Origin of the sequence: Bradyrhizobium sp. LB14.3 (genome assembly GCF_040547985.1) — a bacterium.
In the GTDB taxonomy this organism is placed as follows: domain Bacteria; phylum Pseudomonadota; class Alphaproteobacteria; order Rhizobiales; family Xanthobacteraceae; genus Bradyrhizobium.
In genome coordinates this window covers 123,804-138,636 of the sequence record NZ_JBEPQT010000011.1, presented here as the reverse complement: position 1 = coordinate 138,636, position 14,833 = coordinate 123,804, and the positions used below count along the sequence as shown (strand labels likewise).

Here is a 14,833-nt window from a genome sequence, read left to right as displayed (position 1 = left end):
ACGTCAGCTCAGAACGCCGTATTTCTTGAACCAGGCCTGCGCCCGCTTCCAGGCATCTTCCGCGGCGTCCTTGCGGTAGCTGCCGCGGTAGTCGGCATGGAAGCCGTGCGGCGCTTCCGGATAGATCTTGAATTCGGCCGTCTTCTTGTTCTGCTCGAGCGCAGCCTTCATCTGCTCGACCTGGGTGACGGGAATGCCGGTATCGGCGCCACCATACAGGCCGAGCACCGGCGCCTTCATCTCGGGCGCCAGCTGCATCGGGCTCTTCGGCCACAGCGGATTGGGAGCATCGACCGGCGGACCGTAGAAGGCGACGCCAGCCTTGAGCGTGCCGTTGTGGGCGGCATATTCCCAGACGGTGCGTCCACCGCGGCAAAAGCCGATGATTCCGAGCTTCGCGGTGTCGCCGCCTTGCGATCCCGCCCACGCCACCGTCGCATCGAGATCGGACAGCAGCTCCGCGTCCGGCTTGGCATTGACGATCGGCAGCAGGTCCTTGATCTCGGCGATCTTGGTCAGATCGGTACCCTTGCGGAAGTAATAGTCAGGCGCGACTGCGAACGCGCCGAGCTTGGCGAGGCGCCGCGTCACGTCCTTGATGTATTCGTGCAAGCCGAAGATCTCCATCGCCACGATGATCACCGGCGCCTTTGTGTTGCCGGCCGGGCGGGCGAAATAGGCAGGCATCTCTGCGGAGCCGACCTTGATCTTGGCGTCGCCGGCCTGGAGACCGCTGGTGTCTGTCGTGATCGCCTCGGCGCGTACGGGCCCGGCCGCAAGCGTGTAGCCGGCGGCAACCGCCGCGGTGGCGCTCATGAATCCGCGCCGCGAGACCGGGGCGGCCTTGGTCAGCCCGACGACGTCGGATGTCATGGTGGTTTCAATGCTCATCGGCTCATCCCTTCCTGATGCCTGGCCCTGATCCCCAAGCGACGCATTCGCCGATAATTGCCGGCGAAACGCAAATCACCAGCCTGCGAGCACGCCGCTTTCAGGCCTTGCCCTGACGCTGCTTCCCCGGGGCAGTCTCGGGCATCAGACTCATCGCAACAAGTCCAACGATTGCCGCAAGCAGCAGGTACCAAGCCGGCGCCAGCGGATTGCCGGTGAGGTGGAGGAGCCAGGTGACCACGAGCTGCGCCGTGCCGCCGAAGCTGGCGATCGCGACCGCATAGACGGTCGCGAACACGCCACCGCGAATGTTCTGGGGCAGCGCCTCGACGAAGGTCGCGTAGAACGCAGTGAATGGCAGCGACCCGATGACCGACAGGACACCGAAACCGGCCAGGAGCGACAACGCGCCCGGCGCATGGACGATCCACAGGAAGGTCGGGTAGGTCAGCAGCAGCGTTGCGAGCTGCGGCCAGATCATCACCGGCTTGCGACCAAGACGATCTGCCAGCCAGCCCCCGACCAGTGCGCCGACAAACTGAATGCCGTTGCTGACCAGCGACACGGCGAAAGCCAGTGTGGACGACACATGCAACGTGTTCTGCGCATAGGTCGTCATGTACTGGGTGACGTAGGTCGAGATGGTGCCGCTTGCCAGGATCATCAGCGCAAGTCCGATGATGCCAAGGTGGCGCCTCGCCTGCGAAAGATGACTGACGTGTTCGACGGTGCGGGCACCGGCTTTGGCCTGCGGGATCGTCTCGGGCAGCGTTCGGCGCATCCAGAACCCGAACGGTATGCAGACCGCCCCGATCAGAAACGCCACCCGCCAGCCATAGGCGTCGAGCATTTCCGGCGCCATCGTCCGGCTCAGGATGACGCCGACGAGCGCGCCCGCGGTCGCGGCGATCTCCTGGCTCGCCGGCTGCCATGCCACCACCAGCGCCCGATGCTCGGGCGGGGCAATCTCGATCAGATAGGCGGTGGTCGGCCCAACCTCGCCGCCGAGGGCAAAGCCTTGCGTCATACGCGCCGCGATCACGATGATGGGCGCGGCAAGGCCGATCGCTTGATAGGACGGCGTGAGCGCGATGGTCAGGATCGATAGCCCCATGAGCGCGAAGCTCAGCAGCATGGCGGGGCGCCGGCCGATGCGGTCGGAATAGATCCCGAGCACGATTCCGCCGATCGGCCGCGTCACGAAGCCGGCGCCGAAGGTCGCCAGCGACAACATCAGGCTGCCGTACTCGCTTCCCGTCGGGAAGAAGGTATGGCCGATCTGGATGGCGAAGAAGCTGTAGGTGATGAAGTCGTAGAATTCGAGCATGTTGCCGACGGTGGCGGCCAATGCTGCGCGCTTGACGTTGAACGGCTTCGCTTGCTCGATCACAGACGATACTCTGGCATTCCCGGGCTCGATCGTATTTGGGACTTAACCGCCTGCCTGCATTGCGACGCAACATCCATTAACCGAAAACGGTGGTTCTCTCGCCTCCACTTTCCCTGCCACGAGTTGCAGCGCAACTGCTGCTCGCGCTATTCGAACCGCGTCGCCGCAACAAATGGGCTCTGCTGTGGTCGCAAGGGCACATCATGTTGCTCCCCGTCGTACGCTATCGGGATTTTGCAGGCGAATCGCAGTTTATTTGACTGAAATTTTCAGAACAGTTGAGCCAGGCGATTTACTCGAACTTTCTTCGTGACGCTCTAGTTCCACCGCCAGAAGTTCCGTCTCTCTCCGGAGCTTCATTATCAGCCACCCGGATTGCGCTGCCAGAAGCTCAATTGAATAAAGATTTATCCGACCTGGAATTGAAATGCATTTGGCTCGCGAAGCGATCGAATTATTGGGACAGATGGCCCGTATCCTGTGGTTCGAAGGCGCCAAGCATGGCCTGCGCGACCGCGAATGGATGGCGCTGCGTTTCCTCTCCCGCGCCAACCGGTTTTCCCGGACGCCCTCGGCGCTCGCGAGTTACGTTGGCACCACGCGCGGCACCGCCTCTTTCGTCATCGGCGAGCTCGAGCGGCTGGGCTACATCGAGCGCAAGCGCTCCGCCACGGACAAGCGCTCTGTGTTGCTGAGTGTGACGCAGCAGGGCAAGAAATTTCTCGTGCGCGACCCCATCAGCGTTCTGCTCGAGCCGATTGCCGTTCTCGACGACGAGGCCAAGACTCGCTTTCGCGATACGCTCCGGCATGTGCTCGATCAGGCCGATGCGGCCGAACAGCGGCACCATACCGACGTCTGCAAGCGCTGCATCTTCCTGCGCGAAGATCGCACCACGGACAGCAAGACGGCGGCCGAGTTCAGCTGCCGCCTGTTTCGCGCGCCGATCGCGGAGGCGGAGGTCGACCTGCTATGCACCAGCTTCGAGCACCACCGCCAATAGAAGGCGGCCCTCGATCAGGGCGTTGCCTTGCGTGACGAATAGATGACGCCCCCGCTGGACTCCACCACCAGACGTCCGTTCTCGTTTTTGATCTCCTCGATACGGCCAAGGCCCGGCACCTGCTGTCCCAGCACGGCCTCGACGACGCCGTTCGGGCCTTGCAGGATCGCAATCCCTTCATAGGCCTGGCGGACCGACCAGCCCTTGATGGTCTTGCGCGACGCCGACATGCGCTCGGACGGAGACACCGATCCCGTGACCTCGGGCGCCGCGACTGAAGCCATCATCGGCATTGGCTGTGTTTGTGAGGCAACGGGCGTCGGAGCCTGGGCCTGCGCCTGGGCGAGCTTGTCGAGCTTCACCGTCGAGGACGAGCTCACCCGCTCGATGCGATCCAGGTTCTCGCCAAAACGGCCGAAACGGTCATTGGTCGCCTTGCTCGATTGATCGACCGCCGTGCGCAGGCCGTCAAGATTGTCGGACACGCCCGACATCTGCTTGCGCAATTGCGCCACCGTCTCGCGCAGATTCCTGATCTCCGTATTGGCGGCGACATTGCTCTGGGCGGGCTGCGTGGTGAGATAGACGATCACGCCAGTGCAGGCGCAGACCACCACCATCGCTGCGACTGCCAATGTCGCGAGCGGCGCGACCCATGTCGGACGCGGCGGCGGCGGCTTGGCTACGATCACGGCCGGCTTGATCACGATCGGCGCAGGCTTGTGTATCGCCATCTTGTCGAGCCGCGCCTTGGCGCGAATGCGCTTCAGACCCTCGAGCGCCTCTTTCGCCAGAGTTTCATCACTCGCCGCTGCCGACACACGCCTGGTGGTCGCAGCAGGCTTGGCGGCTCCCGTCGCATTGTCCCCGGCATCGCGCGCCTCCGCAGCCGGCTTCGCCGCTGCGGAAACATTGGCGGTCGCGTTGGGGCGAGCTTGTCCATCGGACAACATGTGAGAATGCTCCGTTCGGTTCGACCTATCGAACGGTGACGTTATGTGCCGAAGCTTGCCTGAAACGTGCGCATCGAAATCTTTTCATCGCGCGCGAAGCGACGCAACTGAGTCAAACGCGTCATACACGTGGCGAGAGTGCGACTCGAAAGACACACCTCCGTCAAGATTTCGCCAAGCTGGAGTCGCCTTGCCATACATGAGTCGAATTGTCGCATGTGGAAACAGGGCGACGAGAGTCAATCCCGGGTTGAAAACCTCCCGATTTGCATGAACCGCGGCATCGCCCGAAAAGGCTGTATTCATACGGGGATGCGGAACTTTAGAACTGCCAAAGTGCAAAACTAGTTTTAATTCCAAATCAACTGATGCGATTGTACATACAAAGAAACAACTCGAAACAAAGCAACAGTATCAAGCACGCGTAGCAACCGCTTTGTTGCGCACGCTTGATCGGGAATCGGCAATTGTTACGGTCCTACTCAAGTGATTCTCGCCAGTTAGCGAGGAGAACGATACAGTACAGTAGCGTTCGGACGCGATAAGCACTTGGCGCAACTGTTCTAGGTCGCTTTCTCAATCCGCTCCGCGAGGTGATCCGTAAGACACCCGCCGGGCCTCACGCAGTAAGCGTTCAGTATCGAGTCGAAGTAGCAGGCCTGCGAGACGCAGGCACTGAAAGCGTAGGGCTGCCCGCGAATATGAAACCATAATAACGGTTCGCGGGAAGGAATGTCGTCAAACAGCACCGTTGCCGAGCCGGGCATCACAACAACGAACCGGCCGCAGCAAGTGCGAAACAGGGGCGAAAGACTGATGTATATTATCGTTGATGATCGCGAGAGCGTCACGAACAGCTATGTCGGAGGGCTCGTTCGCGAAGGTGTATCGTCGATCGGCTTCTCCTCCGGAGAGTTCTGGGACTGGCTGCAATCTGCGAGTGAACCGGACCTGGCTGCGGTGGACGCCTTCCTCCTCGGGGATTGCGACGCTCGCGGAAGCCTGCCGCGGGCGATGCGCAAGCGCTCCTCGGCTCCCATCATCGCCATGAGCGGCCAGAAGATGCTCAAGAACACGCTGGAGCTGTTCGAATCGGGCGTCGATGACGTCGTGCACGTGCCGATTCATCTCCGCGAGATCCTCGCTCGAACGGCCGCGATCGCGCGCCGCCGGGTCGGGGAACTGCCGAGGCCCTGCGAGACCAGGATCCAGGTCTTTTTCAACGGACGTGACCCCGAGATCGCGGGCCACGCCCTCACCCTGCCCCGACGCGAACTGCGCATCCTCGAATATATGGTCAGCAACCACGGCAAGTGGGTCACCAAGACGCAGATCTTCAACGCGGTCTACGGCATCTTCGAGGCGACCTTCGACGAGAGCGTGATCGAGAGCCACGTCAGCAAGCTGCGCAAGAAACTTCGCGACCGCCTCGGCTTCGATGCGATCGTGGCCCGGCGCTACGTCGGATACCGTCTCGACATCCCGGCAGGGGAGACCATCGACGTGCCGATGCAGGAACTCGACGAGGTCGGCATCCTCCTGAACAGGGCGCATGTCGCCCCAGCGGCGTATCCGGCCGGAAACTGATCGGCAGGGTACTGCCACGAAAACGACAACGGCCTCTGCGAACCAATTTCGCAGAGGCCGTTGTACTTTCAGCGGCGGAAACGCGGGAACAGATGCCTAGCTTCGCGACGCGAGGCGCCGCGACACCTAGGGCTTCTGCTGAAATTCTTCCTTCGACACGTAGTTGAAGTCCTCGACCAGGACATCCTGGACGACTTCGGCCTGCATCCGCTCATTGACGCGCTGCTTGATGGCCGTCGTGAGGATGGAGAGGTCGTAACGGGCGAGTTTCCTGAAATCGAGGCGGTCGTCGGCATAGATCCTGCGGAAGGCTTCGTCCACGACGAACGGCTCGGGCGGAACGTTGAGCTGGTGCATGGTCCGCGCCTCCACGGTGTAGACGAAGCGCGCGACGATGTAGCCCTGCACGTTGCCACCCTCGACCATGGGCACGCTCAGCGCCCGCGTCTTCTGATACTGCAGCCCGTCGAGATATTCGTCCTTCGCCGGCAGCAGGGTGCCGTTTTCCTTCCAATACGCGACGGCATAGCTCGTGCCCGCGGTGAGGATGCATACCCAGAGCCCGGCCAGCACCAGTCTGATCATCTTCCGTCCTGTGCTGCTCGACCGGTATAGGTGCCGTCCGACTCGGCATCCCTGATGGCCTTGACGATGATGGTCGCGACCTCGCGTACCGCGTCGTAGTGCATTTCGAGGAGAGAACGGTTTCGCTCAAGTTTCTCGCGCAACCGCTGGATCTCCTCGGTGATCTCGACCTCGCCGCCGAGATGCATTCGCGCCCGCATCAGGCGGACGAATTCCAGCATGCTCCGGCTCTTCCGGGCGCTGAACTCGTCGAAATCGATCTTCTTGCCCGTACCGAGCGCGACCGTCTCTTCCTCGACGATGCTTTCGAGCCGGCGGATCGCAGCCAGCAGGCCCCGCACCTCATCCGACCTCGCTGTATCCGCGCCTTCGTTCGCCACCTCGCCACCGACATTCGAGAGCAGCACGGGCAACAGCGCATCACCGGGCGCGGCTGCCGTCGTCATCGCCTCGGTGTCCACGACCGGCTGCTCCATCACCAGGGCCGCCGCGCCTTCATGTGCCTGCATAGGAAATTCACCCTTCAACTTCTGTCACCCATTCCCGGATCGTCATCCGGCCTTGCCCGTAACGTCCGGCCCGGCCGGATGCGCGGCGGCGAGCTGCTTGGCAATGCCAATGCCCTTGCCCTTTGCCAGCTGAGCACCAAGTTGCTCCGCCAGCATCGACTTCCAGACGCCACCGGCCGTCCCCTTGCCAAAGACCTCCTCCGACTCCTTCGGCAACATCGTCTCGACGAAGGTCTGGAGGATGAAAGCCTCGAACTTCCGGTACACCTCGCCGGATGCCGGCGCCTTGATCACCTGCACCGGCGCCCCGTTCACCGCACCCGACGGCGCTTCCGAAATCTTCGACGCGGATTGTTCTGCGGCGGCCGCCTTCGCCTTGCCGGCCTCCGCGTCCATCGTGGCGGCGAAATCCGCGTCCGATGATTTCAGCGCATCGAGCTTGGCGGTCGCCGCGCGCTGCGCTACCGGGTCGGCGGCATCGAGGACGTCGAGGACGAGGTCGGGTGTCGCTGTCACGATCATGTCTTGTTCCGGTTGGCTGGCCGTGGCGTCCACTCGCGCACGGTGAGACTTGTTCCCGTCGTCTCTTCGAGCGATTTCTTCTCGGCGTCGCGAAGCTTGTCCGCGAGCGCCGCCTTGGCGACCTGCTCGAACTGCTTCACACGGCGGCTCTCCGCGCGAACCTGGTCGAGCTGCTGCGAGGCCTGCGCCTGAATCGCGCGCGTGCCGACGCTGGTCCTGGTCAGGCGCCGCGCGATCGATTCGCTCGATGATCCCGCCGGCGGCTTGCCATCGTTCAGGGCTCCGACCAGCCATTCCTGCTCGTCCTGCAAGCTGCGCTCCTGCTGCCGCAGATGCGCGAGCTGCCACTCGGAGAGCCGGAGCTGGAGCTTCACGAGCGAGACCAACCGGCCGAGCTTGTCCGCGCGCGAGGTCATGACCGATCACTCCGCCAGCCATGACGAGACGCCGAGCATGAATTGCGTCAAGAGCTCGTCGCTGGTGAGGTAGAGCAGCAGGAAGCCGCCGAACAGCACGAACGGCACCGAGATGAAATAGACCGGAATCGCCGGCGTCAGCTTGTTGACCAGGCCGACCGCCAGGTTGACGATGACCGAATAGACGATGAAAGGGCTGGTGATCCGCAGCGTCAGGACGAATGCTTCCGACAGCCGGCCGACGAGCAGCTCCAGCGCCATGCCGCCGCCGAACTTATCGCCGGGATGCCAGACGTCGTAGGAGTTCATCAACCCGCGCAGGACCTGCCAGTGCTGGTCGGTTATGAAGAACAGCGTGATGACGGCCGTCATGATCAGCGGCACCAGAGCCGGCGCCGGATCAGTGTCGCCGATCGGCGTCCCCGGGATGTTGCTCAGCCCGATGGCACTCGCCATCACAGTGGCCATGGTCTGGAGTGCGAGGAAGAACACGCGGCCGCCGAGCCCGATGACGCTGCCGACCACGAGCTCGGAGCAGATCAGCAGCGCGAGCGTCAGCGGTGCCGCATTGTCCGTGAGAGGTTTCAGGACAGCGACCAGGATCGGCGTCAGCGCAAACGTCGTGACGAGCGCGACGAACAAGCGGACCTGGGCCGGGACGTTGACGCTGGAATAGCCCGGCACCAGCATCAGGCAGGCACCGATGCGGCAGAACACGATGAACGTCACCAGCACGCTGTCGGCAAGGCCGCTGATCACGATATGGCTCCGAGTGCTCTGATCTCGGTGCTGCGCGCGACTTCGACATGCGACAGGATTGGCAGTGTCGGAAATACCCGTTCCAGGATCATCCGGACGTAGGGACGGGCTTCGGGGGTCACCGCCAGCACGACGCTGGTGCCGTTCTCGGTGAACTTGCGGATCGCGGCGCTGGCTTCGGTCGCAAACTGCTCGATCAGGCGCGGATCGGCGTCGAATTCGACGACATCGCCCTTGGCGTCGCGCTTCAGGCTCTGGTGGAACGCCAGGTCCCAACGGTTGCCGAGACGGACCACGTTGAGCACGCCGTTGTCGGACAGGTCGCCGCAGATCTGCTGGGCCAGGCGCGTACGCACATGCTCCGCTACCTGCTCGGAGCGCCGCACATGGGGCGCGATCTCGGCGATGGCCTCAAGGATCAGATGGAGGTTGCGTATCGACACGCGCTCGGCCAGCAGGATCTTCAGGATTGCCAGCAGTCCCGAGTACGATATCTGCGACGGGCAGAGATCCTCGACCAAGCGCTTGTATTCGGGATCGAGCCGGTCGAGCAGGCCGCGCATGTCCTTGTAGGACAGGAGCTGGGCGAGGTTGGCCCTGATCACTTCGCTCAGATGCGTGAGCAGCACCGACAGATTGTCGACCGGCTTGCAGCCCTGACGCTTGACCTCGTCGGTGAAAGCGTCCGTCACCCACAGCGCTTTCATGCCGAAGGCCGGCTCGATCACCTCTTCGCCGGGGACGTCGGGCTTGCCGTCCTTGTCGACGAGCACCAGCACCTCGCCGAGCCTGAGCTCGCCCTGGGAGACGCGGGTGTCGTGGATCCGGATCTGATATCCCTTGGGATCGATCGACAGATTGTCGGTGAGCTTGATCTCGGGAACGACGAAGCCGTACTGCTTGGCGAACTTCTTGCGGATCTTGGCCACGCGGTGTGCGAGCTCGGTACGCGAGCCCAGCAGATGGACCGACAGGTGGCCGCCGAGCGCCAGCTCGATCTCCGCGGTCTTGAGCGATTCCTTGACGGATTCCTTGGCCTCGACCTGGGCGCGTTCGTCGGCCTTGCGCGCATCGTCCTTCTGCTTCAGGGCCGCCTGCCGCCTCGGCAGCGAGTATCCGACGAAGGCCATGGCGCCGCCGAGCAGCAAGAAGGGCGCCATCGGCAACCCCGGCATCAAGGCAAGCACGAACATCATCAGCGCGGCGGCCGACACCGCGCGCGGATAGCCGCCGAGCTGGCGCAACACTGCCTGCTCCGCCGACCCCCTGGTGCCGCCCTTGGAGACCAGCAGGCCCGCCGATAGCGACACGATGAGGGCCGGCATTTGCGTTACCAGACCGTCGCCCACGGAGAGTTTTGTGTAGACGTCGGCGGCACGGGACAGCGTGAGGCCGTGATGGGTGACGCCGATGATGATGCCGCCGAAAATGTTGATCGCGGTGATGATCAGGCCGGCGATGGCGTCGCCGCGGACGAATTTCGAGGCACCGTCCATGGCGCCGAAGAACGCGCTCTCCTCTTCCAGCTCGCGGCGCCGGCGCTGGGCTTCCTTGTCGTCGATCAGCCCTGCGGACAGGTCCGCGTCGATCGCCATCTGCTTGCCGGGGATGGCGTCCAGGGTGAAGCGGGCGCCGACTTCGGCGATACGCGTCGCGCCCTTGGTGATCACGACGAAGTTTACCGTGACCAGAATCGCGAAGATGATCAGGCCGATGACGAAGTCGCCGCCCATGACGAACTTCGAGAAGCCGGCAACGACGTGGCCCGCGGCGTTTTCCCCCTCCCCGCCGCGCGACAGGATCAGACGAGTCGTCGCGACGTTCAGCGCCAGCCGCAGGATCGTGGCGATCAGCAGCACGGTCGGGAAAGCCGAGAAATCGAGCGGCCGCTGGATCCACAGCGCGACCATCAGGATCAGCGCCGACAGTGCGATCGAGAAGGCGAGGCCGAGATCGATCAGGATCGGCGGGATAGGCAGGAACAGGATCGTGAGCATGGCCACGATACCGCCTGCGAAAAAGGCGTCGGCGCCCAATCGTCGCGGGGTCGGCAGGCTGGCAGCTAACGTATCGGACATGGGTCACCGGCAGAGGATCCGGCCCGTAATCTGCCGTGCAAAGCTTACGCGGGGGTGGTGGCAGGAGATGGCCAGGGGTGCCCGGGCCGCCCGGATCAGAAGCCGCGCTCGATATGCGAATAGACCATCTCGGTGAAGGTGGAGAGATGGGCTCCGATGAAGGAGCCGGAGACGGCAACGACCAAGAGAATGACGATGATCTTCGGAACGAAGGTCAGCGTCACCTCCTGGATCTGGGTCAGAGCCTGGATCAGCGCAATGAGGGTGCCGACCAGCATCGCGGCGCCAACGGCAGGCCCGGAGGCGACGATGATGGTCCAGATCGCCGCCTGGACGATGTCGAGAGCGTCCCGTTCGTTCATGACTGGCTGATCGTGAGACCCGGGCCGACCGCGACTTTCGTGCCGTCCTCGAGCGTCGCGACGGAGCCGTCAGTGTTGATGGAAATCGAAGCGACCTTGCCGCTGAAAGTCGCTCCGGTCGAGTCCGTGAAGCTGACGGTCTTTCCGATCAGCCCGTCTGCCTGCGACAGCGATTGCGAAGATAGCAAAGAGTCGAGCTTGGTATTGGTCTGCATCGCCTGCTCGACCGACGAGAGCTGCGCAAACTGGCTCATATATTGCGAGGTATCCATCGGATTGGTCGGATCCTGGTTCTTCATCTCTGCGATGAGGAGCTGAAGGAACGTGTTGTAGTCGACGCCGGTGCTCGACTTCGACGTGGTTGAGCTGGTCGAACTGGACTTGCTGGTGCTATCGGTCGCGCTGGTGACGTTCATGTGACTCTCCGCTGTCAGGCAGCCTCGAATGGGGAATCGATCGTGGCGCCGGCCAGGATGGCCTGCTCCACCGGAAACAGCGCCCGGATCCGCTTGAGCGCTTCGAAGTAACGGGTTGCTCCGACCAGTTCGTCGACCGCGCCAAGTCCGAGCAGCATCTCGTGGCTCTCGCACACCGCGATCAGGGCTGCGTGATGCTGCCCGTAAAGCGCCGAAGCATCCCGGACGTCGGTCGGATTCATCAGCATCAGCTGGACGATGAAATAGAGCTGCCGCAGCGCCGTGGTGGCCTCGGAGGCCTGCATGATCTGCCCTTCGAGCAGGAACATCACGTCGTTGACAAGCTCGACGGAGACCTTGCGGTCCACACGCAGCACCGCGCCGTTGATGTAGACCCGTTCGCCCGCCCGCAAGGATATCTTCATCAAAGAGCGTCTCGGATCAAGCGGTTGATTTCGATGAGCTGCATCACGTCGTTCGACCTCTCTTCGCGAAGGCGGTCGGCTTCCTTGACGACCCACAGGCCGATGGAGATGATGTCGGCGCGCAGCTTGTCCGGAAGTCCGTTTTCCGGATGCGCGAGATCCTCGATGAAGATCGTCCACAGCCGCCGCACATAGAGCAGGCTCTCGACCAGATCCTCGATGCTGAAGCGGTCTTTCTGGATCCGCTCGAGCCGGTCGATGCCGAGGCTGAGCGCCTGCCGCTCGCGGCCCCGCGCTTCATATCCGCTCTCGTCGACGACCGCTTCATAGGCTTCAAACGTCATCAGGACAACTCTGCCTTACAAAGGAGGCTTCTCAAAAGTACTTGGCTCAGAGGTAGTTGATGAGGCTGATCTGCTGGAGCTGCGATGTCAGCGCCAGCGCTGTCTTGATCTGGGTTTGCAGCGTATTGACCCGGACCGAGGCCTCGGTCGGGTCGACCGCCTCCATCTTGACGATCTGGTTGTTGAGGATGTCCTGCTGCAGCTTCAGCCTATCGGTCGCGCCGGTGATCCGCTGCTGGACCGTGCCGATGTTGCCGCCGAGGGTAGCAAGGTCACTGATGGCGTTTCCGACAAGGCCGATAGCCTTGTCCACGACGACCTGGAACGTCGCTTGGTCCAGGTTCACGTTCCCGAGATCCGCCATCATGGTGTAGGCCTCGGCGAGCTTGCGGAAGCCTGGCTGATTGGCGCTGACGGAGGTATCGGCGATCTCGGTCGTGGAGATACGGCTTTGCATGACCTGGTCGGTAGCCGACGACCAGTTGGTGTCCCAGGCCGGGCTCGCGAACTCGGCATCGAAGGTGGTGTCGAGGAAGGTCTGCATCTGGGCCGGGGTGATGCTGCTCACGCTGGCCGAAGACTGGGCAAAGCCGAAAGTCGCGAGGAAATCCGCATCGACCTGGTTCTTGCTGGCCGAGCCCGCGGTGTAGGCCGTAATCGGCGTGTTCTGCGTGTTGATGCCCGAGAAAAGAGACGAACCGTTATAGGAGACGTTCAGCGCGCCAATCAGATCCTGGAGGTTGGAGGACGCGGGCGGCAGGATGATCCGCCCGCCGCCGTCGGTACTGCGGGCCGCGATCAGGTCCTTGAGGAAGTCCGTTGCGGTCGAACCAAGCTGGCTGATCCGGCTCTGCGTTATGTCCAGGCGTCCCAAGACCAGCCCGTTGGTATCGACGAGCTGATCGGCGAAGCTCAGGTCCGCTCGCAGGGTGACGTCGCTTCCCGTCGTGGCACCAAGCTCGAGGCCAACGTCGGCAAAGCGGCCGGTGGTGGCTTCCTTCGAAGCTTTGGCGAGCGCGGCCTGATTGTTGGTAACCGAGGACCTCAGCGACGAAGACAGCATCAAAGTCGAGATGTAGTTCGCGCTCATCATGACTTAATTCCCCACAGCAGCCAGCAGGCTCTGCAACATCTCGTCGACGGTGGAAATGATCTTCGACGAGGCCGAATAGGTCCGCTCGACCTGGAGCATCAGCGACATCTCGTCGTCCATGTTGACGCCGTTGACGTTGGACAGCGCCGCGGTGCTACGGTCGAGCAGCGTGTTCTGGTAGGTGACGTTGTCGTTCGCGGCCGTGCGCTGGCTTTCGATCCAGCTCGCCGAGGACGACGCGAAGTCGATCAAGCTGCCGTTCGGCTTGCCTTGCGTGGTTGCATCGAACGGCTGCGACGCATCCATGTTGCCGATGAGCTGCTGCAGCCGGGTCGAGTAGCCGGCGTTGCCGGCGGTGTTGTATTGATATGCGGCGTTGCCGCTGATCGCGCCGTCGCGCAGCAGATTGGGGTTGCCGCCCTGAACAGGGTCGACCGAAGCGGCCACACTGATCAAGCCGGCCAAGCCGACCGAGACGGTGGCGCTCGCCGGCATCGCCGGCGCACCCGGATAGGTGAACAGGCCGGGGACGTCCGGCAGCGCGGCGCCGGACTGGTCGACTTCCTTGAAGGCGTCGACCAGGCCGCGTGCGACTTCGTCAAGCTGGCTCTGATACGTGACCGTGGCGTTGTCACGCAACTCGGCGAGGCCGGCGAGCTTGCCGGACTTGAGCGGCATGACGGAATTCGCGCCGGTCACGGGTACGCCGTCGATGTAGACGGCATTGCCCGTCGTGCCAGCAGTGTAGGCGTTGGTCGGGGAAAAACTCACCGCGCGCGCCGTCTTGTCGAACAGAACGACACCGCTATCGGCATAGAGCGCCGCGTCGCCGTTGGGACGGATCGACATCGTGACGCCGAGTTCTTGCGACAGTTTCGAGACGATGCTGTCGCGCTGGTCGAGGTAGTCGGTGACGTCGTCGCCGGAGATCGTACCCTTCACGATCGCGGTGTTCACGCTCTGGAACTGGGAGAGCAACTGATTGATGTTCTGAACCGACGTATTCATGTCGGCATCCGCGCCCTCACGGACCGACTGCACGGTTTGGGTCGCCTGGTTTAGCGCCGTCGCCATGTCCTTGGCGGACGCGACCGCCGCCTGCGCCAGCGTGGTGTTGTCCGGGGCGTTGGCATATTGCTGGAGCGCCTTCTTCAGCGCATTGAGCTGCGCCGTCGGCGACTGGTCGAGCTCCGGATCGTCGACCGTCGAGGCCGCGATCTTCTGGAGACCGTCATAGATCGCGCTCTGCTTGGTAGACGACGAAGTCGCGGTCAGGACGTTGGTGTACAAGCCGCTGCTGGCGGCGCGCTGGATCGCCGCGACGTAGACGCCAGCACCGGGGTGATTGTCCAGTACGGTGAGCTTGCGCGAATAGCCGGTGGCGGTGGCCCCGGCGATGTTACGCGAGATGACCGACGACTGGATGCCCGACGTCATCAGCGAGGAGCGGGCGGATTCGAGAGCGGCGGTAAGGTTCATGATCTGCTCTTGCCGGGATCG

Annotated in this window: 17 protein-coding genes; 2 read left to right on the top strand and 15 right to left on the bottom strand. The window is 62.9% G+C overall.

Annotated elements, in window-relative coordinates; genetic code table 11:
- Positions 1-3: 3 nt before the first annotated feature.
- Both ABIB00_RS21285 and ABIB00_RS21280 read right to left on the bottom strand, forming a co-directional pair.
- Positions 4-891, bottom strand: coding sequence for a dienelactone hydrolase family protein (locus ABIB00_RS21285; RefSeq protein WP_354105729.1), 888 nt, complete (start codon positions 889-891; stop codon positions 4-6).
- 100 nt (positions 892-991) lie between these two features.
- On the bottom strand, positions 992-2,281 hold the full coding sequence (locus tag ABIB00_RS21280; protein WP_354105728.1) for an MFS transporter: 1,290 nt from the start codon (positions 2,279-2,281) through the stop codon (positions 992-994).
- Between the two features lie 427 nt (positions 2,282-2,708).
- On the opposite strand from ABIB00_RS21280, the gene ABIB00_RS21275 reads away from it, so the two are divergent.
- Positions 2,709-3,284, top strand: coding sequence for a MarR family winged helix-turn-helix transcriptional regulator (locus ABIB00_RS21275; RefSeq protein WP_354050130.1), 576 nt, complete (start codon positions 2,709-2,711; stop codon positions 3,282-3,284).
- A 14-nt stretch (positions 3,285-3,298) separates the two neighbouring features.
- Here the strand turns inward: ABIB00_RS21275 and ABIB00_RS21270 are convergent, their stop codons facing one another.
- Positions 3,299-4,237 carry a hypothetical protein gene (locus tag ABIB00_RS21270; protein WP_354105727.1) on the bottom strand — a complete coding sequence of 313 codons (939 nt, stop codon included), beginning with the start codon at positions 4,235-4,237 and terminating at the stop codon, positions 3,299-3,301.
- 816 nt (positions 4,238-5,053) lie between these two features.
- On the opposite strand from ABIB00_RS21270, the gene ABIB00_RS21265 reads away from it, so the two are divergent.
- Positions 5,054-5,824, top strand: coding sequence for a response regulator transcription factor (locus tag ABIB00_RS21265; protein WP_354105726.1), 771 nt, complete (start codon positions 5,054-5,056; stop codon positions 5,822-5,824).
- Positions 5,825-5,950: 126 nt separating this feature from the next.
- Here ABIB00_RS21265 and ABIB00_RS21260 read toward each other — a convergent pair whose 3' ends face one another.
- The 12 genes from ABIB00_RS21260 to flgK form a co-directional block, all read right to left on the bottom strand.
- Positions 5,951-6,409 (bottom strand): hypothetical protein, encoded by a 459-nt coding sequence (locus ABIB00_RS21260; protein WP_354050126.1) that lies wholly within the window; start codon positions 6,407-6,409, stop codon positions 5,951-5,953.
- A complete protein-coding gene (locus ABIB00_RS21255; RefSeq protein ID WP_354105725.1) occupies positions 6,406-6,918 on the bottom strand; it encodes a flagellar biosynthesis protein FlgN in 513 nt (170 codons plus the stop codon). Before ABIB00_RS21255 ends, ABIB00_RS21260 begins: the two co-directional genes overlap by 4 nt.
- Positions 6,919-6,960: 42 nt before the next feature.
- Entirely contained in the window at positions 6,961-7,440 is a 480-nt protein-coding gene (locus ABIB00_RS21250) for a rod-binding protein (RefSeq protein ID WP_354105786.1), read from the bottom strand.
- The gene (locus tag ABIB00_RS21245) at positions 7,437-7,856 is read right to left on the bottom strand and encodes a hypothetical protein (protein ID WP_354105724.1); all 420 of its coding nucleotides are present in this window, start codon (positions 7,854-7,856) and stop codon (positions 7,437-7,439) included. The genes ABIB00_RS21250 and ABIB00_RS21245 overlap by 4 nt, the downstream gene beginning before the upstream one ends.
- Before the next feature lie 6 nt (positions 7,857-7,862).
- On the bottom strand, positions 7,863-8,615 hold the full coding sequence (gene fliR / locus ABIB00_RS21240; RefSeq protein WP_354105723.1) for a flagellar biosynthesis protein FliR: 753 nt from the start codon (positions 8,613-8,615) through the stop codon (positions 7,863-7,865).
- On the bottom strand, positions 8,612-10,693 hold the full coding sequence (gene flhA, locus ABIB00_RS21235) for a flagellar biosynthesis protein FlhA (protein ID WP_354050118.1): 2,082 nt from the start codon (positions 10,691-10,693) through the stop codon (positions 8,612-8,614). The genes fliR and flhA overlap by 4 nt, the downstream gene beginning before the upstream one ends.
- 95 nt (positions 10,694-10,788) lie before the next feature.
- Positions 10,789-11,055, bottom strand: coding sequence for a flagellar biosynthesis protein FliQ (fliQ, locus tag ABIB00_RS21230; protein ID WP_106945789.1), 267 nt, complete (start codon positions 11,053-11,055; stop codon positions 10,789-10,791).
- Positions 11,052-11,471 carry a flagellar hook assembly protein FlgD gene (gene flgD, locus ABIB00_RS21225; RefSeq protein ID WP_247344628.1) on the bottom strand — a complete coding sequence of 140 codons (420 nt, stop codon included), beginning with the start codon at positions 11,469-11,471 and terminating at the stop codon, positions 11,052-11,054. Before flgD ends, fliQ begins: the two co-directional genes overlap by 4 nt.
- 14 nt (positions 11,472-11,485) lie before the next feature.
- A complete protein-coding gene (gene flbT, locus ABIB00_RS21220) occupies positions 11,486-11,896 on the bottom strand; it encodes a flagellar biosynthesis repressor FlbT (protein WP_354105722.1) in 411 nt (136 codons plus the stop codon).
- Complete coding sequence (gene flaF, locus ABIB00_RS21215; protein WP_247444795.1) at positions 11,896-12,240, bottom strand: flagellar biosynthesis regulator FlaF; 345 nt, start codon at positions 12,238-12,240, stop codon at positions 11,896-11,898. The genes flbT and flaF overlap by 1 nt, the downstream gene beginning before the upstream one ends.
- 46 nt (positions 12,241-12,286) lie before the next feature.
- Positions 12,287-13,333, bottom strand: coding sequence for a flagellar hook-associated family protein (locus ABIB00_RS21210; protein WP_354105721.1), 1,047 nt, complete (start codon positions 13,331-13,333; stop codon positions 12,287-12,289).
- A 3-nt stretch (positions 13,334-13,336) separates the two neighbouring features.
- Positions 13,337-14,812, bottom strand: a complete 1,476-nt coding sequence (flgK, locus tag ABIB00_RS21205; protein WP_354050113.1) for a flagellar hook-associated protein FlgK — start codon at positions 14,810-14,812, stop codon at positions 13,337-13,339.
- Between the last annotated feature and the right edge of the window lie 21 nt (positions 14,813-14,833).